The following is a 14,671-nucleotide window of genomic DNA, read 5'->3' on the forward strand; positions in this document are numbered from 1 at the left end:
TGGTGGGGGTGGGCCCTTCGGCCCGTTCCGCCCAGTCGGCGCGTCAGTCGTGGCAGGTCAGTCGTGGCAGGTCAGTCGGGGCGGGCGCGGGCGTCGCGCAGGGCCTTGTCGGCCCGGGCCACCTCCACCTCGGCCGAGCGCCGTGCGCGGGCTGCCTCCGTGGCGGCCTGCTCGGCGGCGCGGTGCTCGGCGCGGGCCTGCTTGAGCTGGCCCTCGAGCTCCTCCACCCGCCACCGCGTCTCGTCGGCCCGGTCGCGGGCCTGGTCCAGGGCGAGGCCAGCCTCCGTGGCCGCCTCGACCGCCGCCGCGTGGGCCTCCCGGGCGGCGTCCACCCGCTCACGGTCGGCGGCCTCGCGGGCAGCAGCCGCCTCGTCCTCGGCCGCGGTGCGGGGAGAGGTATGCCGTTCGGTGCCCTTCCGGCCCGGCTTCGCCTCGGGTGCCCCGGCCTCGGCGGCCGGCTCGTCCTGGGCGGCAGCGGGCACGACGCTGAGCACCGCGCCGGACGAGGTGCGGACCACCGCCTCCGACAGGTCCACCTCCCCGAAGCCCGAGTAGCGCAGCGCCCGCGTCAGGTGCCCCGAGAGCACCGCCTGCATCGCCTCCTCCTCGGCGAGGGCCGCGATCAGCGTGGCGCGCACCTCCTCACCGACAGCGGAGGTCAACGGACGACCGGCCCGCCTCCCGGCCGCGTCGGCGTCGTCGGCCCACGTGCCGAGGAGCTGGTCCCGTTCCGACCGGAGCTCGGTCATCGCTGCTGCGTCGAGCTGGGCCTGGGCAGCCCGCATCCGTTGCCCGAGCACCTGCAGGCGTTGGGCGTGCTCGGGGTGCTCGCGCACCACGGCGTTGACCGCCCAGGCGGCCACGGTGGGGCGGCGCGCCCGGCCGAGCTCCTTGGCGAGAGCCGTGTCCTTTGCGGCCTTCGCCTCCTGGACCAGGCGCGTCCTGGTGGTGACGAACTCGTCCGGCGCCACGGCATACAGCTGCGCCAGCGCGGCCGCGAGGGCCGCGGCACCGGAGTCGTCGGGAGGCACCACGCCCTCATGCTAGGGACGGGTGGACGCGCGGGCCCGGCGCAGCAGGAGTAGACAGAACGCCGTGACCGCGGAGACGAAGCAGGACGACAAGAAGGGCGGAGGCGGGGGCGAGAGCACCGTGACCGTCATCATCGCCTTCGCCGCCAACGCCGCGGTGGCGGTGGCCAAGAGCGTGGCCGCCCTCCTGACCGGGTCGGCCTCGATGCTGGCCGAAGCCGCGCACAGCTGGGCCGACACGGGCAACCAGGTCTTCCTCCTCGTGGCACAGAAGAAGTCGCAGCGGCCCCCGGACGAGGCGCGGCCCCTCGGCTACGGCAAGGAGGCCTACGTCTGGTCGATGTTCGCGGCCATGGGCCTGTTCGTCGCCGGCGGCGCGGTTTCGGTCTGGCACGGCATCACCGAGCTGAGCCACAAGGGCGAGGTGGAGAGCCCCCTGGTGGCGTATGCCGTGCTGGGCGTCGCGTTCATCTTCGAGAGCATCTCGTTCGCCCAGGCGTTCCGGCAGACCCACGCCGAGAGCCAGGCGCTCGACCGCGACGTCTTCGACCACGCGCTGCGCAGCTCCGACCCGACCCTGCGCGCCGTGCTCGCCGAGGACGCCGCCGCCCTGGCCGGGCTGGTGATCGCCGCGCTCGGCATCGCCCTGCACCAGCTGACCGGCTCGGCGGTGTGGGACGCCGCGGGCTCGATCCTCGTCGGGCTGCTCCTGATCGTCATCGCCGTCGTGCTGATCGAGCGCAACCGGCGCTTCCTCACCGGTCAGTCCAGCGACGAGCAGCTGCGTCAGGGCATGCTCGCCCGCGTCACCGCGCTGCCCGAGGTCGCCCGGGTGACCTACCTGCGGCTGGAGTTCGTCGGGCCGCGCCAGCTGGTGCTCTTCGCGCGGGTCGACCTCGAAGGCGACCTGCCGGAGGCCACCGTGGCCCACTCGCTGCGCCGGATCGAGGCGCGCCTCGAGCAGGACGACCGGGTGCTCGAGGCCCTCATCACCCTCGCGACTCCGGAGGAGCCGACCCTCACCCCGCGAACGGGAGCGTCGGCAGACCGCTGACCCCGGGGGTGAAGGAGAACAGCGCACCCGCCAGTGGCTCCTGCGCGCGGTCGAGGTTCTCGGCCGACGTGGTGATGAACAGCTCGCGGAGCCCCTCCCCGCCGAACGTGCACGCCGTCACCTGGCTGACCGGCAGCTCCACCACCTCGGCGAGCGTGCCGTCGGCGGTGTAGTGCCGCACCGCGGACCCGCCGAACAGGGCGACCCACACCCCGCCCTCGGCGTCGACACAGAGGCCGTCGGGACTCCCCGCCGAGGCGGGCTCGTCGCGCAGGCTGACGAAGTCGCGTCGGTTCCGCAGCTCGCCGTCGACCCAGTCGAGCCGGCTGACCGCGCGGGTCGGGGTGTCGTTGTAGTAGGCGTGGGTGCCGTCGGGGCTGAAGCCCAGCCCGTTGCTGATGGTGACGTCGCCCCAGACCCGCCCAGCGGCATACGGTTCCGACGCCTCGAGGCGGTACATCGTGCCGGCGCCGGGTGTCTCGTCGTAGGCCATGGTGCCGCACCAGAACCGGCCGTCGGGGTCGCAGGCCCCGTCGTTGAAGCGGATGCCCGGGTCTCCCCAGACGTCGGGCAGGACGCGCAGGTCGGAGAAGTCGTCCTTCTCGGCGAGCGCGAAGGCGCGCTCGGTGGCGACCACGGCACCGCCACGGGTGCGGGGGCGCAGGGCCGCCGCGACCGTGCCGACGTGGGTGCGCGTGACGCCGCCGTCATCGGCGAGGAGGAGCACGTCACCGGCCAGCATGTCGACGAAGCGCAGGCCGCCCCACGGCTCCCACCAGACGGGGCCCTCGCCGTGGTGCGCGACAGGATCGGTGCGCTGCTCCGCGCGGGGCATCAGGCTCCCGCCTCCACGGTCACGTCGCGGTGCCACGACTCCGTCTCGTACTTCGTCACCCAGCCCATCGAGCGGTAGAGGCCGTCGGCGCCGGTCGGGGAGTCGGCGTCGACCTCGAGGCCGACGCGGTTGCGCCCGCGCCGCGCCGCGTCGGCGATCACGGTGTGCAGCAGCGCCTTCGCCACGCCGCGACCGCGGGAGCGCCGGTGGACGCCGATGTAGTCGATGTAGCTGCCCTCGACGCCGTTCTCGTCGGGCGAGAGCACGGAGCCGACCAGCGCACCACCGGGCACCTGCTCGCCGTCGACGTCGATGGTGGCGATCCACCAGTGGTCCCACCGGTGGCCGGGGTCCTCACGCAGCCGCTGGACGAACTCGGGAAAGCTCTCGCGGTAGGAGTTGAAGTGGTCGGCGAACGACTCCTCCAGCATGCGGTGCACCGTCTGCAGGTCGGCGGCCACGGGCAGCCCGTCGTCGTGTGCGGCCACCCGGCGCACGGTCACGCCCTCGCGCGCCGGCGGCAGCGCCCCCGGCTCCCCCTCGGACGCGTCGACCGGACGGCTCATCTGCAGCCAGGTGCGGGTCTGCCGGTAGCCCGCGTCGGCCAGCCAGCCACGCTGACGCTCGTCGGTGGCGTAGGCGCCCGAGTCGAGCTGGGTGCCGGGCAGCCCGCGCTGCTCGGCGACCTCCAGGGCGGTCGTCGCCGCCCAGCGGAAGAGGTCGGCGGCGAGCGCGTCGGCGGCGGCCTCTTCGGGCGCGACCACGACCTCGACGACGCTGCGCCCGGCCGCGCGGTCGTGGACGCTCGCCCAGGCGCCGACCCGGCCCGAGGCGTCCTCGGCCAGCACCTGGCGCCTCGTCCAGGAGGCGGTGCCGGTGGCGGCCGAGGCGACCGCCTCCGGGTCGACGGAGCTCGACCCGCGCACCGACCGCTGGTGGGCGGCCACGAGGTCGACCAGGGCACCGTGGTCGGCCAGGGCCGGGGTTCGAGGTGTCCAGCCGGCGGGGAGGTGTGGCACGGTCGGGAGAGGGCTCGTCTCGGTCACCGGCCCAGTCTCCCAGTCTCGAGCGGTCGGCGCCGGGGGCGATGATTTCGCCGACTCCCGGACGTCGGTACGGGTGCGGGCCTTCACTGGAGGGGAGCCCGCCGAAGTGCCAGCCGGCCAACTCTGAGCCCGCCGACGAACGCGAAGGAGCGCACCGATGCCGACAACGACACCCTGCCTGTGGTTCGACACCCAGGCCGAGGACGCCGCGCAGTTCTACTGCTCGATCTTCCCCAACTCGACGATCACCACCACCAGCCGCTACGGCGAGGCCGGGCCACGACCGGCGGGCGAAGTGATGGCCGTCGAGTTCCAGCTCGACGGCCAGCCGTACTTCGCCCTGAACGGCGGCCCGGAGTTCACCTTCGACGAGGCCATCTCGTTCCGGATCGACTGCGCCGACCAGGAGGAGGCCGACCACTACTGGTACGCGCTCTCGAAGGGCGGGGAGGAGAGCCAGTGCGGCTGGCTCAAGGACCGCTTCGGCCTGTCGTGGCAGGTGGTGCCGCGTCGGCTCATCGAGCTGCTGACCGACCCGGACCCCGGCCGCGCCACCCGCGCCACCGCGGCCATGCTGAAGATGGGCAGGATCGACGTCGCCGAGGTCGAGCGCGCCGCCGAAGGTGGCTGACCGACCCCTGCGGCCACCTCAGCTCGACGTGACACGCATGGTGGACGTGACACGCATGGTGACAGCCCGGCACCGGTTGTGCCGGTCCGTGAGGGACACTGCTCCGCGTGTCCACACCCGACCACGATGCCGGCGACGCGGCGCCACCCGCGTGGCGGCGACGTCTGCACCGGGCGGCTGTCGCGGCCCTCGCGGTCGTCGGGCTCCTGGTCGCGGTCGTGGCAGCCGACACCACGGTGCTGCTGCACCGCTCGCCGACGGTGGACGTGAAGGCGCCCGGATCGGTCGACGGCACGGCATACCTGCTCCTGGCGTCTGACTCGCGGGGGCGGCTGACCGGTGAGGACGCGAAGCGCTACAAGGACGCCGCCCAGGCGGACGGCGAGCGCGCCGACCTCGTGATGGTGCTGCGCAGTCCTGCCAAGGGCGAGCCGGAACTGCTCTCGATCCCCCGCGACCTGTTCGTCGGCGCCGGCAGCGCCACCCCGCACCGCTTCGGCATGGCCCTGCAGCGCGGGCCGCAGGCCATGGTCGACAGCCTCTGCGACGACCTCGGCATCGGCGTGGACCACGTCGCGGTGCTCGACTTCACCGGCCTGGTCGACCTCGTCGACGCGGCGGGCGGGGTGACCGTGCGCACCGAGGGCCCCACCTTCGACCGGCACGCAGGCCTTTACCTCAAGCGCGGGGGCACCCACCGGCTCGACGGGCACGAGGCGCTCGCCTGGGTCCGCTCCCGGAACGCGCGGGTGCAGGTCGGCGGGAAGTGGTGGCGGCCGAAGGACTTCGACCGCACCCGCACCACCCACGCGGCCGACGTGATCGGGCAGGCGACGCGCGGCCTGCGCAGCCCGGCTCGGCTGCAGGCCGCCGCCTGGACGGTCGGACCACAGACCCGGCGCGACACACGGCTCGAGCTCCGCGGGCTCACCCAGCTGGCACTCGACCTCCGGTATGCCGTGGGGCACGGCCGGGTGCGCACCGTGCCGGTGCGGCTCACCCGCACCACCGTCCCCGTGGCCTTCCCGACCGCGCAGACCGCGGCGGCGCTCGAGCCGTTCCGGACGAGCACCTGCCGCCGACACCGCTAGTCCTTTCGGGCACTTCTCGGCGCCACCGAACCGGAGGGTCAAGTTCGCCACAATCCGCCCGATAGCGTCCGCGCGAACATCTGGGGACAACACGGAGGAACACCCATGCTCTCCACCCGCGCACGCACCACGTCGCTGGCCACCTTCCTCGCCGTTGCCGGCCTCGGCGCCGTCGCCGCGCCCGCCCACGCCGCACCCTCTCCGGCGACCATCACCGTCGGCTCGAGCCCGGTGGACCTCTTCGAGGGCCTGAAGGTGTCGGGCACCTGCCCAAACGGCAGCGGCACGGCGGTCGTCACGGTCAAGCAGGGCAGCGACGTCGTCGCCTTCGGCACCACCGATGTCGCCAAGACGGGGACGTGGGCCACCTCGGTCGACCTGTGGGAGGCCGACCCCGGGACGGCCACCGCGACGGTGAACTGCCTGAGCTACGGCACCGAGAAGCCCCTGGGTGAGGCCACGAGCGCCCCCTTCACCATCGACCTGCCCGACTTCCCGTTCGACGAGATCGAGGTCGGCGTCACGCCGCAGCGGGTCGCGGTCGGAGGAACCATCACGGTCTCGGCCACCTGCCCCGAGGGGAGCACCCTCGCCGCCGTCCTCGCCGGCAACGAGGACGCCGACGACGCCTTCGTCATCAAGGAGGTCGTGCCCGGCCCGAACGGGCGGGTCTCCGAGAAGGTGGGCATCACCGGCAACGACGGCGTCGAGCCCGAGCCTGGTCCCGCTGTGGCTGTCATCGTCTGCGGCGACGACAGCCAGCCGATGTCCCAGCTCCAGGGGGCCCGCAAGGGGGCGCGACTGCTCGCGGCCGAGAAGCCCCTCACCGCTCGCGCGCTCGAGGACATGATGCCGACGGCCCTCGGGTTCGCCGACTTCACCATCCTGCCGGCCGTCGTGCAGCCCACCCTGCCGACCGGCCCGACGAAGGCACCGGGCACCGTGACCACCCCGGCCCGCTCCGCCATCCCGGCGGCCGACCCCGCCCCCGCGACGCCGGACCGGCTGGCCATGACCGGTTCGGACCCGGCCCCGCTGGCGGCGGTCGGCGCCGTGCTGCTGGCCCTCGGCGGAGCAGCGATCCGCCGGGCCCGCCGCGCCTGAGCCGGCCACGCGGCATACCGTCACCGGACCCCGTCTCCCGCTGGGAGGCGGGGTCCGGTGCGTGGTGGGCGCGAAGGGTCATCTGGTGGACGGGGTTCGTTGGTGGACCCGCGGGAGCGGACGTAGCGTGGCCCCATGACCGCCCGACCCTCGTCGACCACCCTCGGCGCGCTGCTGGAGCAGGGCCACCGGCGCCGCACGGTGAAGCAGGAGATCCGCGACAACCTGGTGGCCCGGCTGCGCGCGGGCGAGACCGCCTTTCCCGGCATCGTCGGGTTCGACGAGACGGTGCTGCCCGAGCTCGAGAGCGCACTGCTCGCCGGCCACGACCTCGTCATGCTCGGCGAGCGCGGGCAGGGGAAGACCCGCCTGATGCGCACCATCGGCGGGCTGCTCGACGAGTGGAGCCCCGCGGTGGACGGCTGCGAGATCAACGACGACCCGCTCGAGCCGGTGTGCGGGCGCTGCGTCCGCCTGCGCGAGGAGCTCGGCGACGACCTCCCCGTCCGGTGGCGGCACCGCAGCGAGCGGTATGCCGAGAAGCTGGCCACCCCGGACACCAGCGTCGGCGACCTGGTCGGTGACGTCGACCCCGTGAAGGTCGCCCAGGGGCGCACCCTCGGCGACCCCGAGACGGTGCACTACGGCCTGGTGCCGCGCTCCAACCGAGGCGTCTTCGGCCTCAACGAGCTGCCCGACCTCGCCGAGCGGATCCAGGTGGCGCTCTTCAACGTGCTGGAGGAGCGCGACATCCAGATCCGCGGCTACTCGCTGCGGCTGCCGCTCGACCTGCTGCTGGTGGCGACGGCCAACCCCGAGGACTACACGAACCGCGGTCGCATCATCACACCGCTGAAGGACCGCTTCGGCGCGGAGATCCGCACGCACTACCCGTTCGAGGTCTCCGACGAGGTGGCGCTGATCTCCCAGGAGGCGGAGCTGGTGGCCGAGGTGCCCGAGCACCTCGTCGAGGTGGTGGCGCGCTTCACGCGCGGGCTGCGCGAGTCGGCGGCGGTCGACCAGCGGTCGGGGGTCTCGGCGCGCTTCGCCATCGCCGGGGCCGAGAGCGTGGCCGCGTCGGCGCTGCGCCGGTCGGCCCGCGCCCGCGAGACGGACGCCGTGGCGCGCATCTGCGACGTGCCCACCGTGGTGCCGACCCTGCTCGGCAAGGTCGAGTTCGAGATGGGTGAGGAGGGACGCGAGCGCGAGGTGCTCGACCACCTGCTGCGGGTGGCGGTGGCCGAGACGTTCCGCGACCGGCTCGTCGGCCTCGACCTGTCCGGGTTCACCGACCTGTTCGCCGAGGGCGCCGTCGTCGAGACCGGTGAGCTGGTGCCCGCGGCCGACCTGCTCCAGCAGATCGGCACGGTGCCGGGCCTGTCGAAGGTGCTCGACCGGCTCGGCCACGGCGACGACGCCTCACCCGGCGAGGTGGCTGCGGCCGTGGAGTTCGCGCTCGAGGGCCTGCACCTGACCCGCCGCATCGACAAGGACACGGTGGCCGGGCGCACCGTGTACGGGGCGTAGGGGTCGACGGGTGGAAGGTCACTCCCCCGGCCGCCCGGACCCCGCCCACCACGGGCGGTTCCGGTACGGGCCGTGGCGCGGTGGGCCCGACCCCCTGGCCCCGCCCTACGACGTGCGCGCCGCCCTCGACGAGGTGGGGCGCGAGGTCCTGGCCGGCGGCAGTGCCCGCGAGGCGCTGCAGGAGCTGATGCGGCGCGGCATGGACGGCCGCGGCGGCCTCGACCAGCTCGCCGACCGGATCCGCCGCATGCGCGAGGCCGCCCGTCGCCGCGGCGACCTCGGCGGCACCCTCGACCAGGTGCGGGCGATGCTCGACCAGGCCCTGGCCGCCGAGCGCGACGCCCTCGCCGCCGAGCACGGCGACGCCGCTCGGCTCGCCGAGATGGACCTCGCGACGCTGCCCGACGATGTCGCCGGCGCCGTGCGGGCGCTCGCCGACCACGACTGGCACTCTCCCGAGGCCAAGGGCATCTACGACCAGATCCAGCAGATGCTGCGGCGCGAGGTGCTCGACGCCCAGTTCGCGGGGCTCAAGCAGGCGCTCTCCGGGCAGGACCCCGAGGCGATGCAGGCGGTCAAGGACATGCTCGCCGACCTCAACGCGCTGCTGGCCGCGCACGCGCGCGGCGAGGACACCACCGACCGGTTCCGCGAGTTCATGGACCGCCATGGCGACCTCTTCCCCGAGCAGCCGAAGGATGTCGACGAGCTCATCGACGCCCTGGCCCGCCGCCAGGCCGCGGCCGCGCGGATGATGGCCTCGCTCAGCCCCGAGCAGCGTGACCAGCTGGCCCAGCTCGTCGCCGACGCCATGGGTGACGCCGACCTGGCCGCCGAGATGGCCCAGCTCCAGGACAACCTGCGAGCGCTGCGGCCCGGCCTCGACCGCTCCAGCCCCGTGCGCATGCAGGGCGGCGACTCGCTCGGCTACGGCGAGGCGGTCGAGGCAGTGGCCGAGCTCGCCGACCTCGAGGCCCTCTCCGACCAGCTGGCCCAGGGCTACGCCGGAGCCAGCCTCGACGACGTCGACGTGGAGCGGCTGGAGGAGCGGCTCGGTGCCGCCGCGGCCCGCGACTTCGAGGCGCTGCGGCAGCTCGAGCGCGAGCTGGAGAAGCAGGGCTACCTCGCCCGTGGTGACGACGGGCTCCGCCTCACGCCCCGGGCGGTGCGCCGGCTCGGCGAGACGGCCCTGCGGCGGGTCTTCGACCACCTCTCCGCCAGCGGCCGCGGCGACCACGACGACCGGCAGCCCGGTCAGGCCGACGAGCCGACCGGGCTGAGCCGGGCGTGGGAGTTCGGCGACGAGCTGCCCCTCGACCCGGTGCGCACCGTGTCGAACGCGTTGCGTCGCAACGCCTCCGCAGGTATGCCGCTGGGCGGGCTCCCAGGAGAAGCGGGGCCTGGCGGCCGGCCGGCTGAGGGGACGCGCGGCGTTTCTCTGCTCGTGGAGGACTTCGAGGTCGTCGAGACCGAGCGGCGCACCACGGCCGCGGTCGCCCTCTGCGTCGACATGTCCTTCTCGATGCTGCAGGAGGGCCGTTGGGGCCCGATGAAGCAGACCGCACTGGCGCTGTCGCACCTGGTGCAGACGCGCTTCCGACATGACGCGCTGCAGATCATCGGCTTCAACATCGCCGCCCGGCGGCTCACCCCCGTGCAGCTCGCCGAGGCCGAGCCCGAGTGGGTGCAGGGCACCAACCTGCAGCACGCCCTCATGCTGGCCGGCCGCCACCTGCGCCGGCACCCGGACGCCGAGCCGGTGGTGCTGGTGGTCACCGACGGCGAGCCGACCGCCCACCTGGGGCCGGACGGCGAGCCGCAGTTCATGTGGCCGCCCACCACCGCGACGGTGCGGGCGACCGTCGCCCAGGTCGACGAGCTGCGCCGCAGCGGGGCGGCCCTCAACGTGTTCATGCTCGGTGACGACCCCGGCCTGGCCCGGTTCGTCGACGCCGTCGCGCGTCGGGCGGGTGGCCGGGTCTTCACCCCGTCGCTGGACCGGCTGGGCGAGTACGTCGTGGCCGACTACCTGAAGGCCCGCCGCGGCCGCCGCTGACCCGACGCCCGCTTCGTCAAAGCAGCCATGCCTGGCGCTGGTCGCTGTCCCAGCGGCGCATCGCGGTGACCGCCCCGGACACGACGTCGACCTGGCCCAGGGTCTCCAGCGCGGCGGCCACCTGGGACGGCGTGAGCCCCCGCGCGAGCGTCACGTGTGGGGTCCACCGGCCGGGCACGAGGTACTGCGGCACCCCGGGGCAGTCCTGCAGGGCGGCTGCCGTCTGCTCGTGCAGGGACAGCAAGGGTGGCTGGGCGAGCACCAGGCGGGCCAGCGCGAGACGACGGCTGCCGAACACCACGAGCGCCCCGAGCTCGACCGGCAGCGGCAGTGCCTTCGAGAGGTTCGCCACGGCAGCCTCCTCCGCCTCCGGGATGGCACGGGCCACCGCAAGCGTGATGTGGGGCGCGTTGGTGCTGCCGGTGTGCAGGGCCTGGCTGGGCAGCCCGGCGTCGGCGAGCCGCTGCCACTCGCCTCGCACCGCGGCGTCGCCCAGCTCGTCGAGGAGCAGCTCGACCGTCTGCACGCGCGCTCCTTTCCGTGGGTCCCTAGCCTGCCCAGCATGACCGGCTCCGACGCTGCCCTCGTCGCCCTCGCGGTGGCCAGCGCCCTGCACCTGGGTTTCCAGCTGACGGTGACCATGGTGGTCTACCCGGCGCTGGCGCGGGTCGACGACGCCGGATGGAGTGTGGCGCACAGCCGTCACAGCCGGGCCATCACGCCGCTCGTGGTGCTGGTCTACGGCACGCTCGTGGTCTGCGGCGCGTGGGCTGTCGCCGTGGTGGTGCTGGGCGGCAACGGTTCGGCGGGGTCGGGTGGACGGACCGTCCTGTGGGTGTGGGTGTCGATCGTCGGGGCGTTGCTCGCCATGCTGACGACAGCGTTCGTGGAGGCTCCCCTCCACGGACGCCTCGGGCGCGGTCGCGACCAGGCCCTCGTCGAGCGGCTTCTGCGAGGCGACCAGGTGCGCACCGCCGGCGCACTGGTCTCCTGCGTGGCCGCGGTCCTGGCCGTGGTCACGGCAGCCGGCTGACCGGCATACCTGCGGTCGTTTTCGCCAGGACTCGGTCGTTCGGCGTCGCGAGCGGCGCACGGTCCGCTAGACAAGGGGCCACGCCGGCCGACGGGCCACAACCTAGGGGGAACCATGAGTGAGGACCGCACGATCCCGGGCGGTACGGGCTACGGGCCACCTTCGCCTCTGGAGCCTGCCGTGAGCTACCTCGGGGCACCACTCACGCGGGGGTTCGCGGCGGGCCTGGTCGTCCTCAACCTCGTGGTGCTCGGGTGGATGTCGTGGCGGCAGGAGCGTCAGCTCGCCGAGCTGCGCGCTGCCGCCAACGACACCGCCTTCGTGGACACCGACACAACGGGTGGACCGGGGAGCGCCGACCCGGAGCTGTGCTGGCTGCTCGGCGTCATCGCCGACGGCCAGGGCAAGGGCAGCGTCGTGGCCGGGATGTCGTTCGGCGCGGACTCGATGACCGACTGCCAGACGTACGCCATGCGCGGGGCGAGGGGTCAGGCACCGTCAGGCAACTGACCCGCGCGGGCGGCGAACTTCCGACCGGGTGCCTGCGCCGCGAATCAGCCGGGCTGGGCGATCTCCCAGACGTGGCCGCCGGGGTCGCGGAAGCTGGCGGTGCGGATGCCCCAGGGCCGGTCCATCGGGCCGTTCAGCAGCTCGACGCCGCGCTCGCGCAGCAGCTCGCACGTCGCGTCGACATCCGCGACGTCGAGCGTGTACTGGCAGCGGACCCCGCCGTCCGGTGAGCCCACCGGTGCGGGATCGACGAGCTCCCCGGCGGAGTCGACCTTCAACAGGTTGACCATCGTCTCGCCGAAGCGGAAGACCGCCGAGCTGTCGTCCTCATGGTGCACCGGCAGGTCGAAAACCTTGGCGTAGAAGGCCTTTGACGTGGTCAGGTCCTCGACGAACAGCGTGACGGCGCCGATCCCCGTCGGTGACGGCATACGGGTTCTCCCTCCATGACGGTGGCCGGCAGCGTAGCCGCGGGCGTCGCGAGGCGCCCTTCGAACACCGCCTGTTCGAGCGCGTGCCGTGAGTGCCGGGTGGTCAGTCCGTGTCGAGGGTCAGGTGGACGGTGACCTCGTCGCCGACGTCGAGGTTCTCGGCCCTGCGGACCACGACCTTGAGCGGCACGAGGAAGCGGCCGTCCTTGGGGATCAACGACGTCTCGAAGTCGGTGCGCCCCACACGTCCCCGAACCGGCAGGCAGCCCCAGCCGTAGCTGAGGTGGCTGAAGTCCTTGAGGAGCTCGGACTCCTCGTCGGGCACGGGCACGAAGTGGTGCGGTGCCGGTCCGCGCCAGTGCACGATCGGCCCCGAGAACTCGAGCTCCATCACGCCACCTCCCCTGTCGCGACCGTTGCGATCGGCGTCGTTCTCCCGCACACGGTATGCCGCCGGCTCCCCTTCTCGCTCAGAGTGCGCCTCACCGCATCGTCGCGTTCTGCGGCTCCGTCGTCCGTGACGTTCGCAGCGTTCGCAGGGCAGCTCGACTGGACAGGCCGCCGATGACCGCACCGAGGACCCACCCGGCGAGGACGTCGGTCGGCCAGTGCGCGCCCAGGTAGACCATGCACGCCCCGACCAGGGCCGTCGCGCCCGCCAGGACCGAGGCTCCGACGCGGCGCACCGCGGCCGAGCGGGACACGGCATCCATCGTCACGGGGACCGTGAGGATCAGCGCCACCGTGATGGCCGCGGTCTCCATGGCCTGCGTGGAGGGGAATGAGAAGCCTCCGGTGGCGACGATCGCGAGATCGGCCGGCGGGCGGGGACGCTGGAACACGGCCTTCAGCACGGCGGCGACGACAGCGGCCGCCACCAGCGCCCCTCCCGCGGCGGCGGCTGGACGCCACGCTCGCAGAGTGACGACGACGACTGCCGCCACCAGGACTCCTGCGGCGAGTGCCGCAGGGGTGGTACCCACCCACATCACGGCCTTCGCGAGCGCCGTCGCCCAGTCGGCGCGGTGCTCGACCACGAACCGCATGGTGCCGGTGTCCACGGGGTTGTCCCAGCCCTGCGGCTTCACGACGAGGAGCGGGCAGCGCCCTTGCGCCCCGTGACAAGGCCGGCCGTCCCGCTGCGTGCGCGCACCCTGCCTCCCCCTTGGTCCCACCTTCTCGCCGAAGGTGAACCGATTTTGCCAGAGGACGGTTCCTCAGATGCGAGCGACTGTGCCCCTCCGGGATCAGTTGCCGTCCATCGACTGGCCGCGTGCGCCGCGCCCGGCGTAGGTCGAACAGTCGCTCATGACGTCACCGGTCAACGCCATCTTCGCGACCTCGCTGCCCTTGCCCTGCCCAGCGGCCACCAGACCGAGGAGCCAGCACACTTGAGGCTGGGACAGATCCGCGGCCGTGCCAGAGGTGTCACCGGAGTAGGACGCTGGACTGGCGGCTTCAGCGATCCGCTTCTCCTGCCGCAGGGCCAACCACCCCGTGAACAGCAGGTTCAGGGCCAGCAGCGTCACGACCAGACCAGTCGTGGCTGGGCGTCGCAGAGCCGTCTCCAAGGGCACCGGTGGCGATGGCGGACCGTACATCGGAGCAACTGACGAGTCGCCCGCGTCACCGGCGGACTGGCCAGCAGGCTTGGCACCGCGCGAGCTTGACTCGGTCATGCTCAGGCTCCTTCACGACGTGGGTCTGCCCGTTCTAGCGGGTCCATCGGCAGGGTGTCCGTCAAACACGTCGAGAACATGCCGTCCACGACGATCAAGCGCTGCCGCGAGCCTCCGACGAATCTCGCCGAATTGACAGCTCAACCACCGCCAGTCATGCTCACAGAACGCACTATTAGCGAATCGCGCCATTCTGAGCGCGGAGAATGCTTGTGAATCAAAGCATTCAGAGAGTCCAGCAAAGCGGCCCTCGTGCGTCACGGCCAGATCGGCCACCATCTGACACACCTCTTAGGGGCTCATTTTGTCTACCACCAATACTGTCGACACGAACACCCACCGTGCGGCTCGTACCCACACCGACGAGACTCGTACCCACACCGACGAGACTCGCCCGGCCCGGAAGACCACCGAGCTGATCGCCTACGTCGCGGCCGTTCTCGCTGTGGCCCTCACCGCACTCGTCGTCGGCGACGACGGTGACAACACCGCGGACCCGTTCAGTGCCGAGCAGGCTCTTCGGTACATCACGTTCCTGACGATCGGCTACATGATCGCTCGCGGCCTGGCGAAGTCCGGCAGCCGCGGCCGTGTCGACGACAACAACTGATCCCACCCGTAGGCGCATGTCGCCTGCTCGCAG

Annotated in this window: 17 protein-coding genes; 9 read left to right on the plus strand and 8 right to left on the minus strand. The window is 73.0% G+C overall.

The window, feature by feature from the left end; genetic code table 11:
* Positions 1-71 precede the first annotated feature (71 nt).
* Positions 72-1,034, minus strand: coding sequence for a hypothetical protein (locus BMW78_RS10195; protein ID WP_091758893.1), 963 nt, complete (start codon positions 1,032-1,034; stop codon positions 72-74).
* Positions 1,035-1,095: 61 nt separating this feature from the next.
* Here BMW78_RS10195 and BMW78_RS10200 point away from each other — a divergent pair, with 61 nt between their 5' ends.
* Positions 1,096-2,085, plus strand: a complete 990-nt coding sequence (locus BMW78_RS10200) for a cation diffusion facilitator family transporter (protein ID WP_091758895.1) — start codon at positions 1,096-1,098, stop codon at positions 2,083-2,085.
* Here BMW78_RS10200 and BMW78_RS10205 read toward each other — a convergent pair.
* Together BMW78_RS10205 and BMW78_RS10210 are read right to left on the minus strand one after the other, a co-directional pair.
* Complete coding sequence (locus BMW78_RS10205; RefSeq protein ID WP_091758897.1) at positions 2,051-2,920, minus strand: SMP-30/gluconolactonase/LRE family protein; 870 nt, start codon at positions 2,918-2,920, stop codon at positions 2,051-2,053. The genes BMW78_RS10200 and BMW78_RS10205 overlap by 35 nt on opposite strands.
* A complete protein-coding gene (locus BMW78_RS10210) occupies positions 2,920-3,966 on the minus strand; it encodes a GNAT family N-acetyltransferase (protein ID WP_091758899.1) in 1,047 nt (348 codons plus the stop codon). The genes BMW78_RS10205 and BMW78_RS10210 overlap by 1 nt, the downstream gene beginning before the upstream one ends.
* Positions 3,967-4,123: 157 nt before the next feature.
* Between BMW78_RS10210 and BMW78_RS10215 the strand changes: the two genes are divergently transcribed.
* The 5 genes from BMW78_RS10215 (at position 4,124) to BMW78_RS10235 (ending at position 10,375) form a co-directional block, all read left to right on the plus strand.
* Positions 4,124-4,597, plus strand: a complete 474-nt coding sequence (locus BMW78_RS10215) for a VOC family protein (protein ID WP_091758901.1) — start codon at positions 4,124-4,126, stop codon at positions 4,595-4,597.
* A 107-nt stretch (positions 4,598-4,704) separates the two neighbouring features.
* Complete coding sequence (locus tag BMW78_RS10220; RefSeq protein WP_091758903.1) at positions 4,705-5,688, plus strand: LCP family protein; 984 nt, start codon at positions 4,705-4,707, stop codon at positions 5,686-5,688.
* Between the two features lie 105 nt (positions 5,689-5,793).
* A complete protein-coding gene (locus tag BMW78_RS10225; protein WP_091758905.1) occupies positions 5,794-6,792 on the plus strand; it encodes a hypothetical protein in 999 nt (332 codons plus the stop codon).
* A gap of 135 nt (positions 6,793-6,927) precedes the next feature.
* Complete coding sequence (locus BMW78_RS10230; protein ID WP_091758907.1) at positions 6,928-8,319, plus strand: magnesium chelatase ATPase subunit I; 1,392 nt, start codon at positions 6,928-6,930, stop codon at positions 8,317-8,319.
* 10 nt (positions 8,320-8,329) lie between these two features.
* On the plus strand, positions 8,330-10,375 hold the full coding sequence (locus BMW78_RS10235) for a vWA domain-containing protein (RefSeq protein WP_091758909.1): 2,046 nt from the start codon (positions 8,330-8,332) through the stop codon (positions 10,373-10,375).
* Positions 10,376-10,391: 16 nt separating this feature from the next.
* On the opposite strand, the gene BMW78_RS10240 is transcribed toward BMW78_RS10235, so the two are convergent.
* A complete protein-coding gene (locus BMW78_RS10240) occupies positions 10,392-10,901 on the minus strand; it encodes a 2'-5' RNA ligase family protein (protein WP_091758911.1) in 510 nt (169 codons plus the stop codon).
* A 36-nt stretch (positions 10,902-10,937) separates the two neighbouring features.
* On the opposite strand from BMW78_RS10240, the gene BMW78_RS10245 reads away from it, so the two are divergent.
* Together BMW78_RS10245 and BMW78_RS10250 are read left to right on the plus strand one after the other, a co-directional pair.
* Complete coding sequence (locus BMW78_RS10245) at positions 10,938-11,408, plus strand: hypothetical protein (RefSeq protein ID WP_091758912.1); 471 nt, start codon at positions 10,938-10,940, stop codon at positions 11,406-11,408.
* Between the two features lie 114 nt (positions 11,409-11,522).
* Positions 11,523-11,918: a hypothetical protein gene (locus BMW78_RS10250; RefSeq protein ID WP_218144309.1), complete on the plus strand. Its 396-nt coding sequence runs from the start codon at positions 11,523-11,525 to the stop codon at positions 11,916-11,918.
* Between the two features lie 44 nt (positions 11,919-11,962).
* On the opposite strand, the gene BMW78_RS10255 is transcribed toward BMW78_RS10250, so the two are convergent.
* The 4 genes from BMW78_RS10255 to BMW78_RS10270 form a co-directional block, all read right to left on the minus strand.
* A complete protein-coding gene (locus BMW78_RS10255) occupies positions 11,963-12,349 on the minus strand; it encodes a VOC family protein (protein ID WP_091758916.1) in 387 nt (128 codons plus the stop codon).
* Between the two features lie 103 nt (positions 12,350-12,452).
* Positions 12,453-12,740, minus strand: a complete 288-nt coding sequence (locus BMW78_RS10260; protein WP_091758918.1) for a DUF1905 domain-containing protein — start codon at positions 12,738-12,740, stop codon at positions 12,453-12,455.
* A gap of 91 nt (positions 12,741-12,831) precedes the next feature.
* A complete protein-coding gene (locus tag BMW78_RS10265; protein ID WP_091758920.1) occupies positions 12,832-13,437 on the minus strand; it encodes a phosphatase PAP2 family protein in 606 nt (201 codons plus the stop codon).
* A gap of 159 nt (positions 13,438-13,596) precedes the next feature.
* Positions 13,597-13,878 (minus strand): hypothetical protein, encoded by a 282-nt coding sequence (locus BMW78_RS10270; protein WP_091758921.1) that lies wholly within the window; start codon positions 13,876-13,878, stop codon positions 13,597-13,599.
* Positions 13,879-14,332: 454 nt separating this feature from the next.
* Between BMW78_RS10270 and BMW78_RS10275 the strand changes: the two genes are divergently transcribed.
* Complete coding sequence (locus BMW78_RS10275) at positions 14,333-14,638, plus strand: hypothetical protein (protein ID WP_218144310.1); 306 nt, start codon at positions 14,333-14,335, stop codon at positions 14,636-14,638.
* The last annotated feature ends 33 nt before the right edge of the window (positions 14,639-14,671 follow it).

The sequence above is a fragment of the Pedococcus cremeus genome (genome assembly GCF_900111375.1).
Lineage (GTDB): Bacteria > Actinomycetota > Actinomycetes > Actinomycetales > Dermatophilaceae > Pedococcus_A > Pedococcus_A cremeus.

Coding starts and splice junctions, on each gene's coding strand:
- BMW78_RS10205 (WP_091758897.1), bottom strand. CDS start 2,920: ATGCCCCGCGCGGAGCAGCGCACCGATCCTGTCGCGCACCACGGCGAG.
- BMW78_RS10215 (WP_091758901.1), top strand. CDS start 4,124: ATGCCGACAACGACACCCTGCCTGTGGTTCGACACCCAGGCCGAGGAC.
- BMW78_RS10225 (WP_091758905.1), top strand. CDS start 5,794: ATGCTCTCCACCCGCGCACGCACCACGTCGCTGGCCACCTTCCTCGCC.
- BMW78_RS10230 (WP_091758907.1), top strand. CDS start 6,928: ATGACCGCCCGACCCTCGTCGACCACCCTCGGCGCGCTGCTGGAGCAG.
- BMW78_RS10245 (WP_091758912.1), top strand. CDS start 10,938: ATGACCGGCTCCGACGCTGCCCTCGTCGCCCTCGCGGTGGCCAGCGCC.
- BMW78_RS10250 (WP_218144309.1), top strand. CDS start 11,523: ATGAGTGAGGACCGCACGATCCCGGGCGGTACGGGCTACGGGCCACCT.
- BMW78_RS10255 (WP_091758916.1), bottom strand. CDS start 12,349: ATGCCGTCACCGACGGGGATCGGCGCCGTCACGCTGTTCGTCGAGGAC.
- BMW78_RS10260 (WP_091758918.1), bottom strand. CDS start 12,740: ATGGAGCTCGAGTTCTCGGGGCCGATCGTGCACTGGCGCGGACCGGCA.